At 59.4% G+C, this 22,026-nt stretch carries 23 protein-coding genes and 1 pseudogene; 21 read left to right on the top strand and 3 right to left on the bottom strand.

The features are described 5' to 3' along the window. The 15 genes from fliH to flhB all read left to right on the top strand — a co-directional run bounded on the left by fliH (position 1) and on the right by flhB (position 12,118). The gene (gene fliH / locus F8N85_RS14935; protein ID WP_150804333.1) at positions 1 to 768 is read left to right on the top strand and encodes a flagellar assembly protein FliH; all 768 of its coding nucleotides are present in this window, start codon (positions 1 to 3) and stop codon (positions 766 to 768) included. Then, positions 758 to 2,116 carry a flagellar protein export ATPase FliI gene (gene fliI, locus F8N85_RS14930; RefSeq protein WP_150804332.1) on the top strand — a complete coding sequence of 453 codons (1,359 nt, stop codon included), beginning with the start codon at positions 758 to 760 and terminating at the stop codon, positions 2,114 to 2,116. Before fliH ends, fliI begins: the two co-directional genes overlap by 11 nt. 6 nt (positions 2,117 to 2,122) lie before the next feature. Further along, a complete protein-coding gene (gene fliJ, locus F8N85_RS14925; protein WP_150804331.1) occupies positions 2,123 to 2,572 on the top strand; it encodes a flagellar export protein FliJ in 450 nt (149 codons plus the stop codon). A gap of 86 nt (positions 2,573 to 2,658) precedes the next feature. After that, positions 2,659 to 2,964 (top strand): STAS domain-containing protein, encoded by a 306-nt coding sequence (locus tag F8N85_RS14920; RefSeq protein WP_150804330.1) that lies wholly within the window; start codon positions 2,659 to 2,661, stop codon positions 2,962 to 2,964. Between the two features lie 5 nt (positions 2,965 to 2,969). After that, complete coding sequence (locus tag F8N85_RS14915; protein WP_150804329.1) at positions 2,970 to 4,676, top strand: fused response regulator/phosphatase; 1,707 nt, start codon at positions 2,970 to 2,972, stop codon at positions 4,674 to 4,676. Positions 4,677 to 4,706: 30 nt separating this feature from the next. Beyond that, the gene (locus F8N85_RS14910) at positions 4,707 to 5,051 is read left to right on the top strand and encodes an Hpt domain-containing protein (RefSeq protein ID WP_150804328.1); all 345 of its coding nucleotides are present in this window, start codon (positions 4,707 to 4,709) and stop codon (positions 5,049 to 5,051) included. Between the two features lie 115 nt (positions 5,052 to 5,166). Further along, positions 5,167 to 6,486, top strand: coding sequence for a flagellar hook-length control protein FliK (locus tag F8N85_RS14905; RefSeq protein WP_150804327.1), 1,320 nt, complete (start codon positions 5,167 to 5,169; stop codon positions 6,484 to 6,486). Positions 6,487 to 6,723: 237 nt separating this feature from the next. Next, positions 6,724 to 7,221: a flagellar basal body-associated protein FliL gene (fliL, locus tag F8N85_RS14900; protein WP_150804326.1), complete on the top strand. Its 498-nt coding sequence runs from the start codon at positions 6,724 to 6,726 to the stop codon at positions 7,219 to 7,221. Positions 7,222 to 7,230: 9 nt separating this feature from the next. After that, positions 7,231 to 8,199, top strand: coding sequence for a flagellar motor switch protein FliM (gene fliM, locus F8N85_RS14895; RefSeq protein ID WP_150804325.1), 969 nt, complete (start codon positions 7,231 to 7,233; stop codon positions 8,197 to 8,199). A 59-nt stretch (positions 8,200 to 8,258) separates the two neighbouring features. Then, entirely contained in the window at positions 8,259 to 8,717 is a 459-nt protein-coding gene (gene fliN / locus F8N85_RS14890) for a flagellar motor switch protein FliN (protein ID WP_150804324.1), read from the top strand. Further along, the gene (fliO, locus tag F8N85_RS14885; protein ID WP_150804323.1) at positions 8,718 to 9,149 is read left to right on the top strand and encodes a flagellar biosynthetic protein FliO; all 432 of its coding nucleotides are present in this window, start codon (positions 8,718 to 8,720) and stop codon (positions 9,147 to 9,149) included. After that, on the top strand, positions 9,149 to 9,898 hold the full coding sequence (gene fliP / locus F8N85_RS14880; RefSeq protein WP_150804322.1) for a flagellar type III secretion system pore protein FliP: 750 nt from the start codon (positions 9,149 to 9,151) through the stop codon (positions 9,896 to 9,898). The genes fliO and fliP overlap by 1 nt, the downstream gene beginning before the upstream one ends. A gap of 24 nt (positions 9,899 to 9,922) precedes the next feature. Further along, a complete protein-coding gene (fliQ, locus tag F8N85_RS14875) occupies positions 9,923 to 10,192 on the top strand; it encodes a flagellar biosynthesis protein FliQ (RefSeq protein WP_047226258.1) in 270 nt (89 codons plus the stop codon). A gap of 9 nt (positions 10,193 to 10,201) precedes the next feature. Continuing rightward, positions 10,202 to 10,978, top strand: a complete 777-nt coding sequence (gene fliR / locus F8N85_RS14870) for a flagellar biosynthetic protein FliR (RefSeq protein WP_191636185.1) — start codon at positions 10,202 to 10,204, stop codon at positions 10,976 to 10,978. Between the two features lie 3 nt (positions 10,979 to 10,981). Beyond that, positions 10,982 to 12,118: a flagellar biosynthesis protein FlhB gene (gene flhB / locus F8N85_RS14865; protein ID WP_150804320.1), complete on the top strand. Its 1,137-nt coding sequence runs from the start codon at positions 10,982 to 10,984 to the stop codon at positions 12,116 to 12,118. 124 nt (positions 12,119 to 12,242) lie between these two features. Here the strand turns inward: flhB and F8N85_RS14860 are convergent, their stop codons facing one another. Both F8N85_RS14860 and F8N85_RS35760 read right to left on the bottom strand, forming a co-directional pair. Continuing rightward, complete coding sequence (locus F8N85_RS14860) at positions 12,243 to 12,653, bottom strand: DUF6124 family protein (protein ID WP_150804319.1); 411 nt, start codon at positions 12,651 to 12,653, stop codon at positions 12,243 to 12,245. A 632-nt stretch (positions 12,654 to 13,285) separates the two neighbouring features. Next, a pseudogene (locus F8N85_RS35760) lies at positions 13,286 to 13,462 on the bottom strand (transposase); the annotation flags it as partial. 78 nt (positions 13,463 to 13,540) lie between these two features. Between F8N85_RS35760 and F8N85_RS14850 the strand changes: the two are divergent. Further along, on the top strand, positions 13,541 to 14,578 hold the full coding sequence (locus tag F8N85_RS14850; RefSeq protein ID WP_150804318.1) for an RHS repeat-associated core domain-containing protein: 1,038 nt from the start codon (positions 13,541 to 13,543) through the stop codon (positions 14,576 to 14,578). 273 nt (positions 14,579 to 14,851) lie between these two features. On the opposite strand, the gene F8N85_RS14845 is transcribed toward F8N85_RS14850, so the two are convergent. After that, a complete protein-coding gene (locus F8N85_RS14845; protein WP_150804317.1) occupies positions 14,852 to 15,244 on the bottom strand; it encodes a DUF6124 family protein in 393 nt (130 codons plus the stop codon). A 1,079-nt stretch (positions 15,245 to 16,323) separates the two neighbouring features. Here F8N85_RS14845 and flhA point away from each other — a divergent pair. The 5 genes from flhA (at position 16,324) to F8N85_RS14820 (ending at position 22,007) form a co-directional block, all read left to right on the top strand. Further along, positions 16,324 to 18,453 carry a flagellar biosynthesis protein FlhA gene (flhA, locus tag F8N85_RS14840; RefSeq protein ID WP_150804316.1) on the top strand — a complete coding sequence of 710 codons (2,130 nt, stop codon included), beginning with the start codon at positions 16,324 to 16,326 and terminating at the stop codon, positions 18,451 to 18,453. An 11-nt stretch (positions 18,454 to 18,464) separates the two neighbouring features. Beyond that, a complete protein-coding gene (gene flhF / locus F8N85_RS14835; RefSeq protein WP_150804315.1) occupies positions 18,465 to 19,781 on the top strand; it encodes a flagellar biosynthesis protein FlhF in 1,317 nt (438 codons plus the stop codon). Positions 19,782 to 19,899: 118 nt separating this feature from the next. Next, a complete protein-coding gene (gene fleN / locus F8N85_RS14830) occupies positions 19,900 to 20,730 on the top strand; it encodes a flagellar synthesis regulator FleN (protein ID WP_150804314.1) in 831 nt (276 codons plus the stop codon). Further along, entirely contained in the window at positions 20,727 to 21,467 is a 741-nt protein-coding gene (gene fliA / locus F8N85_RS14825) for an RNA polymerase sigma factor FliA (protein WP_150804313.1), read from the top strand. Before fleN ends, fliA begins: the two co-directional genes overlap by 4 nt. A gap of 168 nt (positions 21,468 to 21,635) precedes the next feature. Further along, complete coding sequence (locus F8N85_RS14820; RefSeq protein WP_191636184.1) at positions 21,636 to 22,007, top strand: chemotaxis response regulator CheY; 372 nt, start codon at positions 21,636 to 21,638, stop codon at positions 22,005 to 22,007. The last annotated feature ends 19 nt before the right edge of the window (positions 22,008 to 22,026 follow it).

Raw genomic sequence — 22,026 nt, 5'->3', positions numbered from 1 at the left:
ATGTCCAAGAATGATGAGTCTCCCAGCGACCTGATTCGCGCCCGCGACGTCGGTGGTTTCGACGTCTGGTCGTTGCCCAGTTTCGACCCGTATCAGCCGGAGCCGGAACCCGAGCCGATCATCGAAGAGCAGCCGGTCGAGATGGAGGAAGTGCCGCTGGAAGAAGTCCAGCCACTGACCCTTGAAGAACTCGAAAGCATTCGCCAGGAGGCTTATAACGAGGGCTTCGCGACCGGTGAGAAAGAGGGCTTTCACAGCACTCAACTCAAAGTGCGCCAGGAAGCCGAAGTGGCCTTGAGTGCCCGGCTGGCCAGTCTTGAACGGCTGATGGGCAACCTGTTCGAGCCGATTGCCGATCAGGACTCGCAGATCGAGAAGGCCATGGTCGGATTGGTCGAGCACATCACCCGGCAGGTCATTCAGCGCGAACTGGCCATCGATTCGACGCAGCTCGAGCGGGTGATGCGCGAAGCGTTGAAGCTGCTGCCGCTGGACGCGGAGAATGTCCGACTGTTTATCAATCCCCAGGACTTCGATCAGGTCAAAGCCCTGCGCGAACGCCATGATGAAACATGGCGAATCGTCGAGGACGCCACCTTGCAGCCCGGTGGCCTGCGGGTTGAAACTCCCCACAGCCGTATCGATGCCACGATCGAAACGCGGATCAGCCAAGTCATGGCCAAACTCTTCGATCAGTTGCACGAGCAGGCTTTGCATCCGGCCGCGCCTGACCTGAGCGTCGACCTGGACAAACCCGATGCGCCTTGAACGGACCAGCTTCGCCAAGCGCCTGGGCAGCTACGCTGAAGCCACCGAGTTGCTTGGCCAGCCGATACTAGAAGGGCGTCTGTTGCGCATGGTCGGCCTGACCCTTGAAGCCGAAGGCCTGCGCGCCGCTATGGGCAGCCGCTGCGTGGTGATCAACGATGACAGTTATCACCCGGTGCAGGTCGAGGCCGAAGTCATGGGCTTCTCCGGCAACAAAATCTTTTTGATGCCGGTCGGCAGCGTCGCCGGCATTGCGCCCGGTGCACGGGTGGTTCCGCTGGCCGATACCGGTCGTTTGCCAATGGGCATGAGCATGCTCGGCCGGGTGCTCGATGGCGCCGGACGGGCGCTCGACGGCAAAGGCGGAATGAAGGCCGAAGACTGGGTGCCAATGGATGGCCCGACCATCAACCCGCTCAAGCGCAACCCGATCAGTCAGCCGCTTGACGTGGGTATTCGCTGCATCAACGGGTTATTGACGGTCGGTCGTGGTCAGCGCCTGGGCCTGTTCGCCGGTACCGGTGTCGGCAAGAGTGTGCTGCTGGGCATGATGACCCGCTTTACCGAGGCCGACATCATTGTCGTCGGGCTGATCGGCGAGCGTGGTCGTGAAGTTAAAGAGTTCATCGAACACAGCCTCGGTGAAGAGGGCCTCAAGCGCTCGGTGGTGGTCGCATCGCCAGCGGACGATGCGCCGCTGATGCGCTTGCGCGCCGCGATGTATTGCACACGGATTGCCGAATATTTTCGCGACAAGGGCAAGAATGTCCTGCTGCTGATGGACTCCCTGACCCGCTTCGCCCAGGCTCAGCGGGAAATTGCCCTGGCCATCGGCGAGCCGCCGGCGACCAAGGGTTATCCGCCTTCAGTGTTCGCCAAACTGCCGAAACTGGTGGAGCGCGCCGGTAACGCCGAGGCGGGCGGTGGCTCGATCACTGCGTTCTATACCGTGCTTTCGGAAGGCGACGATCAGCAGGACCCGATCGCCGACTCCGCACGGGGTGTGCTTGACGGTCACATCGTGCTGTCGCGGCGGCTGGCGGAGGAGGGGCACTATCCGGCCATCGATATCGAGGCTTCCATCAGCCGGGTCATGCCGTCGGTGGTCAGCGCCGAACACATGTCCCGCGCGCAACATTTCAAACAGCTCTGGTCGCGCTACCAGCAAAGTCGCGACCTGATCAGCGTCGGCGCCTATGTGCCGGGCGGCGATCGGGAAACCGATATGGCCATTGCCTTGCAGCCCGCCATGGTCACCTACCTGCGCCAGGGCTTGAACGACAACATCAGCAAGGGCGAGAGCGAAGCCCATCTCGCCTCGGTGTTCGCCCCCGCGGCCGGCGGTTAACGCGCCATGGCCCAGAGCCGTGCGGCGCGCCTGGCGCCGGTGGTCGACATGGCCGAACGCGCCGAGCGCAACGCTGCCCAGCGTCTGGGACACTTTCAGGGCCAGGTCCGCCTGGCCGAAAGCAAGCTGGGAGACCTGGAGCGCTTTCGCGGCGAATACCAGCAGCAATGGATCGAGCGCGGCAGCCAGGGGGTGTCCGGGCAATGGCTGATGAATTACCAGCACTTCCTCAACCAGCTGGAGACCGCTGTCGGCCAGCAGCGGCAAAGCCTGGCCTGGCATCAGAACAATTTGAACAAGGCCCGGGATACCTGGCAGCAGGCCTATGCGCGGGTCGAGGGCTTGCGCAAACTGGTGCAGCGTTACATCGATGAGGCGCGACAGCTGGAAGATAAGCGCGAGCAAAAGTTGATGGATGAACTGGCGCAACGCTTGCCACGCAAGGACCCGTATTGATCCGGTATTTCCGGCATTGCCGGTTGCCCAAGGGCCTGTAGGGTGCTAAACCTTGTACAGGTTGCCAATGACAAGGAAGCATTATCATGTCGGTTGAATCAGAAGTGTCACCGGACGGGCAAAAACTCACGATCTCGATCAAGGGTCGCTTTGATTTTGGCAAGCATCAAGCGTTTCGCGACTGCTACGAGCATCTGCACCAAACTCCCAGTGCGGTTGTAGTGGACTTGAAGGAAGCGACCTACCTCGACAGCTCGGCGCTGGGCATGCTGTTATTGCTGCGTGATCATGCCGGCGGAGAAAACTCCGACGTGCGAGTGATCAACGGCAGCTCGGACGTGCGCAAGATCCTCGCCATCTCCAATTTCGACAAACTCTTCGACATCAGTTGATCGCCATGCAACCGGGGTTCGAACCGCTGACGGTATTGATCGCCGAAGACAGTGCGGCCGATCGTATGCTGCTGTCGACCATCGTCCGGCGCCAGGGGCATGCCGTGCTGACCGCCAGTAACGGCGCCGAAGCACTGGCACTGTTCGAGCAGCAGCGCCCGCAACTGGTGTTGATGGACGCCATGATGCCGGTGATGGACGGTTTCGAGGCGGCACGCCAGATCAAGCAATTGGCGGGCGAAACCCTGGTACCGATCATCTTCCTGACCTCCCTGACCGAAAGCGAAGCCCTGGCACGTTGCCTGGAAGCCGGCGGCGACGATTTTCTGGCAAAACCCTACAACCAGGTGATTCTGGCGGCCAAGATCAAGGCCATGGACCGTTTGCGCCGGTTACAGGCGACGGTACTCGAACAGCGCGACCTGATTGCCCGGCACCATGATTACTTGCTCAACGAGCAGCGGGTGGCCAAAGCGGTATTCGATAAAGTGGCGCATTCCGGCTGCCTGAATGCGCCGAACATTCGCTACCTGCAATCGCCCTATGCCCTGTTCAACGGCGATTTGCTGCTGGCGGCGTTCACTCCCGCAGGCGATATGCACGTGCTGCTGGGCGACTTCACCGGCCATGGCTTGCCGGCCGCGGTCGGTGCCATGCCGCTGGCGGAAGTCTTTTATGGCATGACCGCCAAGGGCTACGGCTTGTCGGAAACCCTGCGCGAGATGAATGCCAAGCTCAAGCGCATTCTTCCGGTGGATATGTTTTGCTGCGCGACCCTGCTGTCCCTGAGTTTTCAGCGCCGTGCGGTGGAGGTCTGGAATGGCGGGATGCCGGACGGTTACCTGCATTGCCTCGCGACGGGCGAACGCACGCCGCTGGTGTCGCGGCATTTACCCCTGGGCATCCTGGGTGCAGAAGCCTTCAATGACCGGACCGAAGTCTTCCCGATGGCACCTGAAGACCGGGTCTTCCTGATGTCTGACGGAGTGATCGATACCTGTGATGCAAGCGAACAGTTGTTTGGCGTCGAGCGCTTGCAGCAGGTGTTTGCCGCCAATCGGCAGCCGGATCGATTGTTCGAGGAGATCGAACAGGCGCTGAGGGATTTTCGTGGTGAGGCGCGTGACGATGTGAGCATGGTCGAGGTGAGCCTGTTGGAGGCCGCACAGCTGACCCGGCCGGTGATGCTCTATTCCGACAGTGGCCAGTCGTGCCCGCTGGATTGGTCGGTGAGTTTCGAGTTCCGCGCAGCCACGCTCAAGCGGTTCAATCCACTGCCTTATCTGTTGCAGTTGTTGCTTGAGGTGCATGGCCTGAGGGCGCAAAGCGGCGCGCTCTACACGGTAATGGCCGAGCTCTATTCCAATGCCCTGGAGCATGGCGTGCTGGGGTTGGACTCGAGCATCAAACGTGATGCCCGCGGTTTTGCGCACTACTACCAGCAGCGCAACGCGCGTCTGGACCAACTGCAAGAGGGCTATGTGCGCGTGCATTTGCAGATCGCGCCACGGGGTGAGGGTGGATGCCTGGTGGTTCGGGTCGAGGACAGTGGCGAAGGCTTTGATGTGCAGCGAGTGATGGCCAGGCCTGTGGATGTCGATCGTTTGTCAGGGCGTGGCCTTGGTTTGATTCGCCAACTGAGCCATAGCGCGAGCTGGTCCGACGATGGTCGAAGTGCCTGCGTGGAGTTTTCCTGGGAGGCTCTGGCATAATCTGCGAATTCTTGATCAGGGAGTGAACAAGTGGCTGAGATTCATTTGGACCACGAAGTGCTGAGCGCATTGCGCGAAGTCATGGAGGACGATTATCCGCTGCTGCTGGATACCTTTCTTGCGGATTCCGAAGAGCGCCTGCGGCTGCTGCATAAAGCCAGCGATGCCTATCAGCTCATCATCACGGCCCATAGTTTCAAAGGCAGTAGCAGCAATATGGGCGCTATCCGTCTCGCCGAGTTGTGCCATCAACTTGAGCTGCGAGCCAACGAGCCGTCGCTGGACGGTATCAAAAAACTGGTCGCCGAGATTGACGGCGAATTCGCTATCGTTCGGCCGCTGTTCAAAGAGGAGCGCCAGCGCTTCCATTGTTGAAAGTTGCCGCCGGGCGGTTTTCAGTCCAGCTGAGCGAATCTGGCTCGACCCTTGCTATATCTTCGCTAGTTAGCCTGCAACTGTGCCAACGCCCCAGTGCACTGGAGACCGTTTTATGCCCCTCGCCCCGAACATGCTTCTTCAGGCCGCGCCCACGGCCAAGCCCCAGGCCGCGACTGCCAATAACCAGGCAGCCGCTGCCGGGCCTGGGGATGAGCCTTCCAAGTTTTCCCAGGTCCTTGCCAAACAGGCGATGAACAAGCCTGCCGCGGTGGGGGAGGAATCAGCCAAGCCGGCGCGCGACCCGCAGGGCGCGGCCACTGATAAGGCTGCCGCCCCGCAGCCGGCAGTTGCCGATAGCGGCAATGCCTTGCCTGGCGATCAAGCGGTCGAGGCGGACGATAAGCTCGCCAGTGATGCCGGGGCGGCGGCCGAGGCCCCACTGGCCGACACGGTTGCCGTCGACCCGGCCCTGGATCCGGCCCTGGACCCGGCTCTGGACCCGGCTCTGGACCCGGCCCTGGCCCCGGCATTGATGCAGGCGGTGGTGCCCACTGCGGTGCCGCCCACGCCGGCAGCTGTTGCTGCGGTCGAGGCGCCGCTGGCTGCCTTGGCGGTGCCGGTCGATGCCGATTTCGACCCTGAAGCCGATCCGCTCGATGCGTTGCCGGCGGTACGTCTGGCCCTCGAGCAGAGCGGGCATGTCTCGGCTTCCAGTCAGGCTCAAGGCAAGGCGGCTGCACCCGCGGTCGAACTGACCCCAGCGCAGAACTTCGCCAATGCGATGGCGGGCATGCTCGATCAAGCGGATGCGGACGGTACCGAGTCGGGCGGCGACAAGGCCTTTAGTGGCTTGATCGATGATGGCCTCAAAGACCTGAAAAATGCCTCCAGCGATACCCGCGTCGATGACTTCGCCAACCGTCTGGCGGCATTGACCCAGGCTGCCACGCCAAAAACCGCCAATGCGCTGCCGGTGAATCAGCCGCTGGCCATGCATCAAAGTGGCTGGACCGAAGAGGTGGTCAACCGGGTCATGTACCTGTCCAGCGCCAACCTCAAGTCCGCCGATATTCAGCTGCAGCCTGCCGAGCTGGGACGTCTGGATATTCGGGTGAACATGGCTGCCGATCAGCAGACCCAGGTGACCTTCATGAGTGGTCACGCGGTAGTCCGTGAAGCACTCGAAGGGCAGATGCACCGCTTGCGCGACATGTTCAGCCAACAGGGTATGGGCCAGGTCGACGTCAACGTCTCCGACCAGTCCCGGGGCTGGCAGGGTCAGGAACAGGCCCAGCAGGGGCAGGGCGGGCGAACCAGTGCCAGCGGTGGTCGCCTGGATTCGGCGGATGAAGAATTGCCGATGACGGTAGCCGAAGTGGCTGCTGCCAGCACCACCGTGTTGGGTTCCAGTGCAGTGGATTATTACGCCTGATTGAATCGGCGGCGCCTGTGAAAAGATCGCAGCCTGCGGCAGCTCCTACGGATTAGCGCGTGCCTGGATATCCAGGGTGCACGCGGTCCCATCATGTAGGAGCTGCCGCAGGCTGCGATCTTTTGCTCTATCCACGCACCCACACCCGATCCTTTCTCCTACAGACAACTCTGGCATAACACTTGCTCTTGCCTTGCCGTGCGACTGTGAAAACCCGAATAGTGACGGATTATTGGCATGGCGAAGAGCGAAGCAGTAAAAGACCCCGCCGGGAAAGGCAAACTCAAGCTTGTCCTGCTGATTGTTCTGGCTTTACTGCTGGCTATCGGTCTGTCCGTGGGGGCAACCTGGTATTTCATGCACAGCGCCAGCAACACGTCCAAGCCCGCCGAGGATGTCGTCAGTCTCATCAAGCCCGCGGCGATCTATGAATCGATGGCTCCGGCCTTCGTCGCCAACTTCACCCACAACGGTCGTCAGCGCTACATGCAGGTGAGCATCACCCTGCTGGCGCGTAATCAGGCCGATCTGGATGCGCTGAAAATCCACATGCCGGTGATCCGCAACAACCTGGTCATGCTCTTCTCCGGGCAAAGCTTCGAAGCTCTGGCGACCCCGGTTGGCCAAGAGATGCTGCGCCAGAAGGCGACTGCCAGCGTGCAGGAAGTGGCGCAGAAAGAAGTGGGCAAAGTGGTGGTCGAGCAGTTGCTCTTTACTAACTTCGTACTGCAGTAGGAACACGACATGGCCGTGCAGGACCTGCTGTCCCAGGATGAGATCGATGCGCTGTTGCATGGTGTCGACGACGGTCTGGTAGAGACCGACAACGCTGCCGAGCCTGGCAGTGTCAAAAGTTATGACCTGACCAGCCAGGATCGCATCGTCCGCGGACGCATGCCGACCCTGGAAATGATCAACGAGCGTTTTGCCCGCTACACCCGCATCAGCATGTTCAACATGCTGCGCCGTTCCGCGGACGTTGCCGTCGGTGGCGTGCAGGTGATGAAGTTCGGCGAATACGTGCACTCGCTGTATGTGCCGACCAGCCTCAACCTGGTCAAGATCAAGCCGTTGCGCGGCACCGCACTGTTCATCCTCGACGCCAAGCTGGTGTTCAAGCTGGTGGACAACTTCTTCGGCGGCGACGGTCGTCACGCGAAGATCGAAGGTCGTGAATTCACCCCGACCGAATTGCGCGTGGTGCGCATGGTGCTGGAACAGGCCTTCATCGATTTGAAGGAAGCCTGGCAGGCCATCATGGAAGTGAATTTCGAGTACATCAACTCGGAGGTCAACCCGGCCATGGCCAACATCGTCGGGCCGAGCGAAGCCGTCGTAGTCTCGACCTTCCACATCGAACTCGATGGCGGTGGCGGCGATCTGCACGTGACCATGCCGTACTCGATGATCGAGCCGGTGCGGGAAATGCTCGATGCCGGCTTCCAGTCGGACCTCGATGACCAGGACGAACGTTGGGTCAACGCCTTGCGCCAGGATGTGCTGGACGTCGATGTGCCGCTCAGCGCCACGGTCGCGCGTCGTCAGTTGCGTCTGCGGGACATCCTGCACATGCAGCCCGGTGATGTGATCCCGGTGGAACTGCCGGATGAATTGATCATGCGCGCCAATGGCGTGCCGGCCTTCAAGGTCAAGCTGGGTTCCCACAAGGGCAACCTGGCGCTGCAAGTGATTGAACCGATCGTGCGCCGTTAAGCGGCGCGTATACCCCCTTCGCTTTTGTTGAATGACTTTTTGCCCGCCGAGGACCACTGATGGCTAATGACGATGTAATTTCCGCGGAAGATCAGGCCCTGGCTGATGAGTGGGCGGCTGCGCTGGGAGAGTCCGGTGATGCCAGCCAGGACGATATCGATGCCTTGCTGGCAGCCGATAACGGTCCGTCTTCCAACCGTCTGCCGATGGAAGAATTCGGCAGCGTGCCGAGGAACAACGAACAGGTCACCCTCGACGGTCCGAACCTGGATGTGATTCTGGATATCCCGGTATCGATTTCCATGGAAGTCGGCAGCACCGAAATCAACATTCGCAACCTGTTGCAGTTGAACCAGGGCTCGGTGATCGAGCTTGATCGTCTGGCCGGCGAACCGTTGGACGTACTGGTCAACGGCACACTGATTGCCCATGGCGAAGTGGTGGTGGTCAACGAGAAGTTCGGCATTCGCCTGACGGACGTGATCAGCCCAAGCGAACGCATCAAGAAGCTGCGCTGAGTGAAAAAGCTACTCGGTCTAGTGCTGGCATCGCCGTTCAGCGCCTGGGCAGCCGCACCGCTGGCGACTGCCGCTGTGCCAGTGGCCGGCAGCGGTGTGGGCGGGCAACTGGCACAGTTGGTGTTGGGGCTGTTGCTGGTGCTGGGTCTGATTTTTTTTCTGGCTTGGTTGCTGCGTCGGGTGCAACAGGCCGGACCGGCCGGCAAGGGGCAAGTGATCGAACTGATCGGCTCGCGCGCGCTCGGGCCACGGGATCGGCTGGTGCTGGTGCAGGTCGGTAACGAGCAGATTCTGCTCGGCCTGACCCCGGGCACCATCACCGCGTTGCATGTGCTCAAGGAGCCGGTGCAGGTGCCGAGCACCGAGCAGGCGACTCCGGAGTTTGCCCAGCGCCTGATGGAGTTGCTGGGTAAAGATAAGGATAAGAAGTAATGCCGCTGCGCATCCTGTTAACGCTGGTTCTGATGCTGGCTGCTCCGTTGGTGTTTGCTGCCGATCCGCTGTCGATTCCGGCCATCACCCTGGGCACTAACGCCGACGGCGCTCAGGAATATTCGGTCAGCCTGCAAATCCTGCTGATCATGACCGCGCTGAGCTTCATTCCGGCGTTTGTCATGCTGATGACCAGTTTCACCCGCATCATCATCGTCTTCTCGATCCTGCGTCAGGCTCTGGGCCTGCAGCAGACTCCGTCGAACCAGATCCTCACCGGGATGGCGTTGTTCCTGACGATGTTCATCATGGCGCCGGTCTTCGACCGGGTGAACCAGGATGCCTTGCAGCCTTATCTGGCTGAAAAGCTCACGGCTCAGGACGCCGTGGCCAAGGCGCAGATTCCGCTCAAGGACTTCATGTTGGCACAGACCCGCAGCAGCGATCTGGAGCTGTTCGTGCGTCTGTCCAAGCGCACGGATATCGCCAGCCCCGATCAGGCACCGCTGACCATCCTGGTCCCGGCGTTTGTCACCTCGGAACTGAAAACCGCGTTCCAGATCGGTTTCATGATCTTCATTCCGTTCCTGATCATCGACCTGGTGGTGGCCAGTGTGCTGATGGCCATGGGCATGATGATGCTCTCGCCGCTGATCATTTCCCTGCCGTTCAAGATCATGCTGTTCGTGCTGGTGGATGGCTGGGCGTTGATCATCGGCACGCTGGCCGGCAGTTTTGGTGGCGTTTGAAACCTTACTCGCGGGTAGCGCGTTATGACTCCTGAAGTCGCAGTAGACCTGTTCCGTGAAGCGCTCTGGCTGACCACCATGATGGTCGCGGTGCTGGTCATCCCGAGTTTGTTGGTGGGGTTGCTGGTGGCGATGTTCCAGGCCGCCACCCAGATCAACGAACAGACCCTGAGCTTCCTGCCGCGGCTATTGGTGATGCTGGTAACCCTGATCGTTGCCGGGCCCTGGCTGGTGCAAACCTTTATGGAATACATCCTGCAGTTGTACGGCAGTATTCCGCAGCTGATCGGCTGACCGGTGTCTCTGCTGGCGCTTACCGACACGCAGATCAGCACCTGGGTGGCGAGCTTCGTGTTGCCGCTGTTTCGGGTCGGCGCCTTGCTGATGGTCATGCCGATCTTCGGTACCACGCTGGTGTCCACGCGTATCCGCTTGTATTTCGCCTTGGCGATCACCGTGGTGATTGTTCCGGGCCTGCCACCGATGCCCGAGGTGCACGCGCTGGACCTCAGTGCGCTGCTGCTGGTGGCCGAGCAGATCATCATCGGTGCCTTGCTCGGATTCTCCTTGCAGTTGTTTTTCCAGGCATTCGTGGTGGCCGGGCAGATCGTGGCGATCCAGATGGGCATGGGCTTCGCCTCGATGGTCGACCCTACCAACGGCGTTTCGGTGGCGGTGATCGGGCAATTTCTGACCATGCTGGTGACCCTGCTGTTTCTGGCAATGAACGGGCATCTGGTGGTCTTCGAAGTGTTGACCGAAAGCTTCACCACCTTGCCGGTGGGCGGCGGCTTGCTGGTCAATCACTTCTGGGAAATTGCCGGCAAGCTGGGCTGGGTCCTGGGCGCGGCGCTGATGCTGGTGTTGCCGGCGATCACCGCGCTGCTGGTGGTCAACATCGCCTTTGGCGTGATGACCCGGGCGGCACCGCAACTGAACATCTTCTCCATCGGCTTTCCGCTGACCATGGTCCTGGGCCTGGTTATTTTCTGGATCGGCCTGGCAGACATCCTCAATCAGTATCAACCGCTGGCCACCGAAGCCTTGCAGTTTTTACGCGAACTGGCACGGGCGCGCTGAGTCATGGCAGAAAGCGAAAGCGGTCAGGATAAAACAGAAGACCCTACGGAGAAGCGCAAGAAGGACTCCCGGGAAAAGGGCGAGGTCGCGCGCTCCAAGGAACTCAATACCCTGGCGATCATGCTGGTCGGCGCCAGCGCCTTGCTGATCTACGGCGGCGCACTGGCGCAAGAAATGCTGGAGCTGATGCGGCTGAACTTCACCCTGCCCCGGGAGGTGATCGTCGACACGGGCTCCATGGGCCGTTACCTCTTGCATTCGGGAAAAATCGCCATACTGGCGCTGCAGCCAGTGTTGATTTGCTTGCTGCTGGCGGCGTTGATCGGGCCGATCTCCCTGGGTGGCTGGTTGTTCTCCGCCGGTACCATGGCCCCAAAATTCAGCCGGATGAATCCGGGGGCAGGCCTCAAGCGCATGTTCTCGGCCAAGGCCCTGGTCGAGTTGCTCAAGGCCCTGGCCAAGTTTTTCATCGTGCTGTTCGTGGCCTTGGCGGTGTTGTCGGCGGACATCGACGACTTGCTGCGCATCGCCCATGAACCGCTGGACCAGGCGATTATTCACAGTGTCCAGCTGGTCGGCTGGAGTACGCTGTGGATGGCCTGCGGCCTGCTGCTGATTGCCGCGGTGGATGTACCGGTGCAGCTCTGGGAAAGCCACAAGAAACTGCTGATGACCAAGCAGGAAATCCGCGACGAGCACAAGGATTCGGAAGGCCGGCCGGAGGTCAAACAACGGATTCGCCAGTTGCAACACGACATGTCGCAACGGCGGATGATGACATCGGTGCCCGAGGCCGACGTGATCATCACCAACCCGACCCACTATGCGGTAGCGCTCAAGTACGACCCGGAGAAAGGCAGTGCCCCGGTGCTGCTGGCCAAGGGCAGCGACTTCACTGCCTTGAAAATCCGCGAAATTGCCGTGGCCAACGACATCCTGCTGCTCGAATCGCCCGCCCTGGCGCGTTCGATCTACTACTCCACCGAACTGGATCAGGAAATCCCGGCGGGGCTGTATCTGGCGGTCGCGCAGGTGTTGGCGTATGTCTATCAGATTCGTCAGCATCGGGCGGGGAAAGGCAAGCGGCCGGAGCCGCTCAAGGACCTACCGATTCCGGAGGATTTGCGGCGCGATTCTTGATAGTTGCGCTAGCAGTGCCAGCCTCATCGCGAGCAGGCTCGCTCCCACATTTTATCTGTGTCGGTTCAAGATTGTGTGATCGGCACAAATCCTGTGTGGGAGCGAGTCTGCTCGCGAATGGTCTTTAGGTCGACGCTGAGTTGACTGGCTCGACCCGATTTTCCACCGGCTTCAGCGGATTTTTGTTATCCAGTGCCTTTTCGATCAGCAACAACCCCAGTTCCAGCATTTGATGGATGGCCAGGGCCAGGTTGCGGTCTTTGCCTTCGAGATCGTCGGACAGGTCCAGAGTCAGGGTGGTGGCTGAGCTGAAGGTTTCGTAGGTGTAGGCGAGCAAGGCTTGGGTGTTGATGTCGTGGGCGACGGCGAAGATCTGTAGGGGGCGATCGTCGCTGCAGCGCGGTTTGGCCGAGGAGGGCGGGTTGAGGTAGTGATCGAGCGCGCGGTGGGCAGCCTGGTGGAGTTTTTTCGAGTCGAGGGATTGGTAGGGGGAAACGTTTTCAGTTTCAGGGGGATCGGGGGTGACTTTGGTCATGGTGAAGCTCCCAGTTTTTCAAAAGGAGCTACCAGCATCACTTGCAGATGATGGGTGGTAGCTGTGCGCGGGTCTGCAAGACCGGGAAACTAGGAACCCGGCAGACCCGAAGGTCTCCCACGCACAGCCACCATAAAACACGGACACAAAAAAAGCGCCGAGCTGTCATGGGGGCGCTATGCGCCTAGTTATTCCGGCGGGCTTGCAGACCCGATCGCTGATTTTGCAGCGACCGGCGAAGGTTATCCGCCAGCCTGTGGCAAAGCAAGCCTCAAAACCTGTCGGAAAATTCTTGATGGGGTCAGTTAACGGAAATCTAAGGTCTGGTGATTAACTGTGGCGTGGGAGCTTGCTCCCGCCGGCCGGTCCGCGCTCGGGCGCAGCAGTCGTAATCCAGCCATTGCGGTTGTCCTAATGGAACTCGGTCGCGGGTTTTGGGGCCGCTGCGCGATCCAGCGCGAGCAAGCTCAGAAAAAGGGGGCAAATTTATTTTAACCGTCCCATAGTTCATGTTGAGCTTATTGTACGGGCCTACCTTACCCTCGGCTTATTATTCGAAGCCCTGTGATGTGTTCGACCTCATCCACAAAACGGGAGGTTCCCGTCAGCTGCCCGCGCTGGAGAGCAGTAGACGCAAGCAAAAGATGGACGTGATTGGTCATTAAACAGTAGGCATAAACTCTTACGCCAAATACCTCCTTTAGCTCGCGCAGATCTGCGAGGTAGTACTCGAAATCACCTGTTTCGGCGAAAACGACCTGGCGACGATGCCGAACGATTGAAGCGAACCCGCGCCAAAACCCTAGCAGTTCTGATAGTAGGCAACGTCAGAGAAAGGAACGATGCTAAAGACTCGGCTTTTTTGGACCTTGCACGGAGCTCAGTCAATGCCTACCTCAAGTCACGAAATCCCATTGTGTCACTACCGCTACGACCCGCTCGATCATCTGGTCGATTGCACCCCCTTCGAACAGGCTGCCATCCAGCGCTATTACTGCAAAACACGCCTGGCCACTGAAATACAAGGCGCGGTGCAGACCCGTATCTTCCAACATGAAGACCAGTTGCTCGCACTGCAACAGTCCGAAAGCGGCCAGCTCGATACCACCTTGCTGGCCACTGATCAACAACGCTCGGTATTGAACACACTCGACGCGACTCAGCCCAATCCCTTCGCCTACTCGCCTTACGGTCATCGCCCTCGAGGAAAAGGATTGCTCAGTTTGCTCGGGTTTAATGGCGAACGGCCGGACCCGGTGACCGGGCATTATCATTTAGGTAATGGCTATCGGCAGTTCAACCCGGTGTTGATGCGGTTTAACAGCCCGGACAGTTGGAGTCCGTTTGGGGAGGGCGGATTGAATGCGTATGCATATTGTGCCGGGGACCCCGTCAACAGGACGGATTCAACAGGACATGGATCCCTAAGAAACTTTATTGCCAGTTTGCCGAAAAAAAGCGAAGCTGGGTTATCGTATTACAGCGCTAAGAAAGCGTTAACTGAGACACAACAAAGTCTGGGCAAATCCAGTTATATAAAAGCAAGGGCAAATATTGAGAATATAAGTGCTGAACAGTTTTTATTGGAGAAATCTATTACACGGACAATTCGGGAAATAGATAAAGAAATGTATTCATTTTTTACGCGTAAACCAATTTCCGAGCGTCAAGTATTGTTTGATCAGAATTTTACCCTGAAATTGATAAAAGAGCACTCCCAAACTCTAATAGCTCTTGCCGATGCAGGCAATAAATTTACAGGAATAAGACCAGGTACGGTCAATAAGGGAAAAATTTCGGAACAAAAAATTAATGACTTTAAAAATCAAGACGTTCAGCGCATTACGAATGAAAGACGTGCTCATCTCTCTAGACCGGTGCCTCAATCACCAAGCAGCACCAACGATGACGTCCGGAGACCATAGCAACTCATCCACTCTCTAAAGCGGGTGGTTTTTCGAAGTGAGTCAGCGGCCCTTGATGTTGGCGACTATGCAGAAGAGCTAAAGCTTCGATGTTTCTTCGGGCCTCTTCGCAAGCGGCTCGCACACTTGATCAGTGTTGTTCAGATATTTTGTGTTTACAGGATATTCGTTGTGGGAGCCCGCTCCTACGTTAGATCTGCGTGGGTTCACGATTGTGTGATCAGCACATCCCGAGTGTGGAGCGAGCTTGCTCGCGATGAACGATAACCGGGTCTACCTGACGAAGCCCGATGCGCCTGGCTTGATCGGGTGTTCGTTATCCAGCGCCTTTTCGATCAGCAACAACCCCAGTTCCAGCATTTGATGGATGGCCAGGGCGATGTTGCGGTCTTTGCCTTCCAGATCGTCGGACAGGTCCTGAGTCAGGATGGTGGCTGAGCTGAAGGTTTCGTAGGTGTAGGCCAGCAAGGCCTGGGTGTTGATGTCGGGGGCGACGGTGAAAATCTGGACGGGGCGATCGTCGCTGCAGCGTGGTTTGGCCAAGGAGGGCGGATTGAGGTAATGATCGAGGGCTCGGTGGGCGGCCTGGTGGAGTTTTTTGGAGTCGAGGGCTTGGTAGGGGGAAACGCAGGGCGTTTCGGGTGGATCAGGGGTGACTTTGGTCATGGTGAAGCTCCTTTCGTTGGGGAACCGCCACTGTCTGCCGCCAAGCAGATTTGGGTGGCGGATTGCACAAGGTTGGCGGACCGGAACGAAAGGAACCCGGCACCCCCGAAGGGGTCCTTGCGCAACCCGCCATGACACAAGAATGCGGGCGAAAAAAAACGCCTGCAATCGTGTTGGGGGCGCTGTTGCGCCTTTCGAATGTCGGGCCGCCAAGCCCGTCCGCTGATTTTGCAGCGACCGGCGAAGGTTATCCGCCGGCCTGTGGCAAAGCAAGCCTCAAAACCTGTCGGAAAATTCTTGTTTGGATCAATTAACAGAAATCCATGGTTTGGTGATTAATTGTGGCGAGGGAGCTTGCTCCCGCCGGCCGGTCCGCGCTCGGGCGTAGCAGTCGTAAGTGCGGTTGACGCGTTCTACCTGATACACCGCGGTTGCAGGTTTTGGGGCCGCTGCGCGACCCAGCGCGAGCAAGCTCGCTCGCCACAGGGATGGTGTTTGCCCCTTGGTAGTTGCGGTGATAGTGCTGGTGAACGATAACCGGGTCCATCTGACGAAACCCGATGCACACACTGGGTGGCAGCTGTACGCGGGTTGACCGACCGGGAATCAAGGGACCCGGCACACCCGAAGGTGTCCCACGCACAGCTGCCGCGACACGATACCTCAGGTACAAAAAAAGCGCCTGAACCAGGTCTTGGGCGCTGGTGCGCCTTGATTTTTGCGGACGGTCAAATCCGATCGCTGAATTGGCAGCGACTCTCGGAGACTAACCACGGGATTTCCTACCGGCAACCTTAAAAGCCTGTCGGAAAATTCCTGGCCGTATTGCCTTCTCTAGATGGTTGTTGGCAGTGCCAGCCCCATCGCGAGCAAGCTCGCTCCCACAAGGACACCGCATTCCCCTGTGGGAGCGAGCCTGCTCGCGATAGCGTCCCCCCAGGCACCGCAAATCCTTGATCCTTACATCTTCATCCCCCCACTTTTTTCCACCCGCGCAAAAGTTGGAAGGCTTCTTGCAGTAGCGGCTTTGCGCCTGCATTCGGCGTCAAAAGTTTGCTTCAAGGGACGGGGAAATACCGGTGGATCGCTCTCAGTTAGTCAACAGTGCTCGCAGCAACCTGGCAGACCTCAGTCGAGGCAATCTGGGCGTGCCGCTGTTGCTGTTGGTCATGCTGGCGATGATGATGTTGCCGATCCCGCCGTTCCTGCTCGATGTGTTTTTTACCTTCAACATTGCTTTGTCGATCGTCGTGTTGCTGGTCTGCGTCTACGCCTTGCGGCCGCTGGATTTTGCGGTGTTTCCGACGATTCTGTTGGTCGCCACCTTGATGCGTCTGGCCCTGAACGTGGCCTCGACCCGGGTGGTGATGCTCCACGGCCAGGACGGCCATGCCGCCGCGGGCAAGGTGATCCAGGCCTTCGGCGAGGTGGTGATCGGCGGTAACTACGTGGTTGGTATCGTGGTCTTCGCGATTCTGATGATCATCAACTTTGTGGTGGTGACCAAGGGTGCCGGGCGGATTTCCGAGGTGAGCGCGCGCTTCACCCTCGATGCAATGCCGGGCAAGCAGATGGCCATCGACGCCGACTTGAACGCTGGCCTGATCGATCAGGTCCAGGCCAAGGCGCGCCGTATGGAAGTGGCTCAGGAAGCCGAGTTCTACGGTTCCATGGACGGTGCCAGCAAATTCGTTCGCGGTGATGCCATCGCCGGTCTGCTGATTCTGTTCATCAACCTGATCGGCGGCATGGCAGTCGGTATCTTTCAGCACGGCATGACGTTCGGCGATGCAGGCAAGGTGTACGCACTGCTGACTATCGGTGACGGTTTGGTGGCGCAATTGCCATCACTGTTGCTGTCGACCGCCGCGGCGATCATGGTGACCCGTGCTTCCGGTTCCGAGGACATGGGCAAGCAGATCAACCGGCAGATGTTTGCCTCGCCCAAGGCTCTGGCCGTGGCCGCCGGCATGATGGCGGTGATGGGCCTGGTGCCGGGCATGCCGCACTTTTCCTTTCTCAGCATGGCGGCCGTGGCGGCCGGCGGCGCTTATCTGTTCTGGAAGAAGCAGAACGTCGTCAAGGTCCAGGCGCTGCAAGAGGTCCAGCGCCAGCAGGAGCTGCTGCCATCGCCTGCCCGCGCCCAGGAAACCAAGGAGCTGGGCTGGGATGACGTGACCCCTATCGACATGATCGGCCTGGAAGTCGGCTACCGGCTGATTCCACTGGTGGACCGCAACCAGGGCGGCCAGTTGCTGGCGCGGATCAAGGGAGTGCGCAAAAAGCTCTCCCAGGACCTCGGTTTCCTGATGCCGACTGTGCATATTCGCGACAACCTCGACCTGGCGCCCAGCGCCTATCGCCTGACCCTGATGGGCGTGATCCTGGCCGAGGCCGAGATCTACCCGGATCGCGAACTGGCGATCAATCCGGGGCAGGTCTTCGGCACGCTCAATGGCATCACCGCCAAAGATCCGGCCTTCGGTCTGGAGGCGGTGTGGATCGAGGTCAGCCAGCGATCCCAGGCGCAATCGCTGGGGTACACGGTGGTGGACGCCAGCACGGTGGTCGCTACCCACCTCAACCAGATTCTGTACAAGCATTCCAGCGAGCTGATTGGCCACGAAGAAGTCCAGCAACTCATGCAGTTGTTGGCCAAAGGCTCGCCTAAGCTTGCGGAGGAGTTGGTGCCGGGCATTCTGTCGCTGTCGCAACTGCTCAAGGTGCTGCAGTCGCTGTTGGCCGAGCAGGTACCGGTGCGCGATATCCGCAGCATCGCCGAAGCCATCGCGAACAATGCCAACAAGAGTCAAGATACTGCCGCGTTGGTTGCCGCGGTGCGCGTCGGATTGTCGCGTGCCATCGTCCAAAGCATTGTAGGGCTTGAGTCGGAGCTGCCTGTGATCACCCTTGAGCCAAGGTTGGAACAGATATTGCTCAATAGTTTGCAGAAGGCAGGACAAGGTCAGGAAGAGGGCGTTCTGCTGGAGCCAAGCATGGCCGAGAAACTGCAGCGCTCGTTGATCGATGCGGCGCAGCGTCAGGAAATGCAGGGTCAACCGGTGATACTGCTGGTAGCAGGTCCGGTCCGCGCGATGCTCTCGCGGTTCGGACGGCTGGCAGTCCCGGGTTTGCATGTGTTGGCGTATCAGGAAATTCCTGACAACAAGCAAGTGACCATCGTTGCGACAGTAGGGCCCAACGGCTGAGGTAGTGGGTTATGCAAGTGAAGCGTTTTTTCGCCGCCGATATGCGTCAGGCCATGAAGCTGGTTCGCGATGAGCTGGGCGCCGATGCCGCTATTATCGGTAACCGCCGGATCGCCGGCGGGGTCGAGCTGACGGCTGCCCTCGATTACAAGCTGTCCGCGCTGGCTCCACGCGTGCCGAATATCGAACTCGAAGACGAGCTGCGCAAAACCCAGTCGCGGATTGTCACCGCCCAGGCGGAACTGAGCCTGCGTGGCGATGGCGATTCGACGATCAATCGCCAGTTGTTCGCCGGTTTGCCGCTGACCGCCGCCGAACCCCTGATCGAGCCGACCTTCGTCGAGCCGCCGCGTCCGGCGCCGGCACCGGCTGCGCCTTCGGTGGATCAACGGGCGTTCGACTCGATGCGCTTCGAACTCAACGGCCTGCGTGAACTGCTGGAAGTACAGTTGGGCTCGCTGGCCTGGAACCAGTTGCAAGGCAGCCGGCCACAGCAGGCCAATCTCTGGCGTCGTTTGCAACGCATCGGCTTATCCGGGCCGCTGTCGCGCGATCTGCTGGCACTGATTACTGAAATTGAAGAGCCTCGTCAGGCCTGGCGCATGCTGTTGGCGCACCTGGCGCGGATGATTGCCACACCGGAGATCGAGCCGCTGGAAGAGGGCGGGGTGATCGCCATGGTCGGCCCGGCCGGCATGGGCAAGACCACTACCCTGGCCAAGCTGGCGGCGCGTTATGTGCTCAAGTATGGCGCGCAGCATATCGCGCTGGTGAGCATGGACAGCTATCGGATTGGTGCCCAGGAACAACTCAAGACCCTGGGCCGCATCCTCAATGTGCCGGTGACCCACCTCGACCCGGGTCAGTCCCTGGCCCAGGCCCTCGATCCGCTGCTGCGCAAGCGTGTGGTGTTGATCGATACCGCCGGCCTTCAGGCCAGCGATCCGGCGTTGCGCATGCAACTGGAGAGTCTGGCTGGGCGCGGGATCAAGTCAAAAAACTTTCTGGTGCTGGCAACCACCAGCCAGAAACAGGTTCTAACCGCTGCTTATCACAGTTACAAACGCTGCGGGCTGGCCGGTTGCATCCTGACTAAACTGGATGAAACCGCGAGTCTGGGCGAAGTGTTGAGCCTGGCGATCAGTCACCAGTTACCCGTTGCCTATCTGACCGATGGGCCGCGAATCCCGGATGATCTGCATTTGCCGCGTCGCCATCAATTGGTCAGTCGCGCGGTGAGTGTGCAGATGCAGGAAGAACCCAGCGAAGAAGCCATGGCTGATATGTTCGCTGATCTCTACCACAGCCCGACCAAACGCGTCGGCTGAGGTAATCATGAATAGATTGCAGTGTACCTACATCGATGGTCTGCCATGCATTGTTCCAGTGGGAACGCGCAGCCAGTTATGTGGCCTCCGTCTAAGCAAGACAAGGTAAAGAAAGAACATGGGCAGCATGCATCCCGTACAGGTGATCGCGGTGACCGGCGGCAAAGGTGGCGTCGGGAAGACTAACGTGTCAGTGAACTTGTCCCTGGCTCTAGCGGAGCTCGGCCGGCGCGTCATGCTGCTGGACGCCGATCTGGGGCTGGCGAATGTCGACGTTTTGTTGGGGCTGACACCCAAACGCACTCTGGCCGATGTGGTCGAGGGGCGCTGTGAGCTGCGCGATGTGCTGCTGCAGGGACCGGGCGGAATCCGCATCGTCCCGGCGGCGTCCGGCACGCAGAGCATGGTGCACCTGAGCCCGGCGCAGCATGCCGGGCTGATCCAGGCGTTCAGCGATATCGGCGACAACCTCGACGTGCTGGTGATCGACACCGCCGCCGGGATTGGTGAGTCGGTGGTGAGTTTCGTGCGCGCGTCCCAGGAAGTCTTGCTGGTGGTCTGCGACGAACCGACGTCGATCACTGACGCCTACGCACTGATCAAACTGCTCAATCGCGATTACGGCATGAACCGCTTCCGGGTGCTCGCCAACATGGCGCAGAGCCCGCAGGAAGGGCGCAACCTGTTCGCCAAGTTGACCAAGGTCACTGATCGCTTCCTCGACGTGGCCTTACAATACGTCGGTGCGGTGCCCTACGACGAGTGTGTGCGCAAGGCCGTGCAAAAGCAGCGTGCAGTCTACGAAGCATTCCCGCGCTCCAAGTGCTCGCTGGCGTTCAAGGCCATCGCGCAGAAAGTCGATACCTGGCCATTGCCGGCCAATCCGCGCGGGCATCTGGAATTCTTCGTCGAGCGGCTGGTGCATCAAACGGCAGGACCGGTGCTATGACAGCCAGCGGCTACAACCTTTACAAGTCCTCGGCACGTGACGGCCAGTACGAACTGATCGAGCGTTACGCGCCATTGGTCAAGCGGATTGCCTACCACTTGCTGGCGCGTCTGCCGGCCAGTGTGCAGGTCGAGGATCTGATCCAGGCCGGGATGATCGGCCTGCTCGAGGTCTCGACCAAGTACGACGCCAGCAAGGGTGCGAGTTTCGAAACCTATGCCGGTATCCGTATTCGTGGGGCGATGCTCGATGAGGTGCGTAAAGGTGACTGGGCGCCGCGTTCGGTACACCGCAATACCCGGATGGTCAGTGATGCCATTCGCTCAATTGAAGCTAAAACCGGTCGCGACGCTAAAGATCACGAGGTTGCGGCCGAACTCCAATTGAGTCTCGACGATTATTACGGGATTTTGAACGACACCTTGGGCAGCCGGCTGTTCAGTTTCGACGATCTGTTGCAGGACGGCGAGCATGAAGGGCTGCACGAAGATGGCGCGAGTGCTCATCTCGAGCCGTCGCGCGACCTGGAAGACGAGCGTTTCCAGGCTGCGTTGGCGGACGCGATTGCCAATTTGCCGGAGCGTGAGCGACTGGTCTTGGCGCTGTACTACGACGAAGAGCTGAACCTCAAGGAAATCGGTGAGGTCCTGGGGGTCAGCGAATCGCGGGTCAGCCAGTTACACAGCCAGTGCGCGGCCCGCTTGCGGGGGCGTTTGGGGGAGTGGCGAGCGCGCTGACAGGCAGTGTGGGGACACTGCGAACGAGGCTGGTACGGCGTTTTTGCTGCACCGGTCGCGGCCCTTTGTACTCCATGCAGCCGTTGAGTGTGACGTCAAAATGATTGAGTGGCGTGTCCAGGTGCTGGGCGCGTTTAAGACTGCTTGGAGGTCGAATTGGACAAGAACATGAAAATCCTCATCGTTGATGACTTCTCAACGATGCGGCGGATCATAAAAAACCTGTTGCGTGACCTTGGGTTCACCAACACGGTCGAGGCGGATGACGGTACTACCGCGATTCCAGTCCTCAACAGCGGGAGCATCGACTTTCTGGTAACCGACTGGAACATGCCTGGCATGACCGGTATCGACCTGCTGCGTCACGTGCGTGCCGATGAAAGACTCAAGCACCTGCCGGTTCTGATGGTCACGGCCGAAGCCAAGCGTGAACAAATCATCGAAGCTGCCCAGGCCGGAGTGAACGGCTATGTGGTCAAACCCTTCACGGCCCAGGCGTTGAAAGACAAGATTGAAAAAATCTTCGAACGCATTGGTTGACGGAATTTGCCACGGGGGG

Origin of the sequence: Pseudomonas fluorescens, assembly GCF_902497875.1 — a bacterium.
GTDB classification, from domain to species: Bacteria; Pseudomonadota; Gammaproteobacteria; order Pseudomonadales; family Pseudomonadaceae; genus Aquipseudomonas; species Aquipseudomonas fluorescens_BR.
Note: the sequence above shows the minus strand (reverse complement) of the source record. Positions and strands in the feature narration are given on the sequence as shown.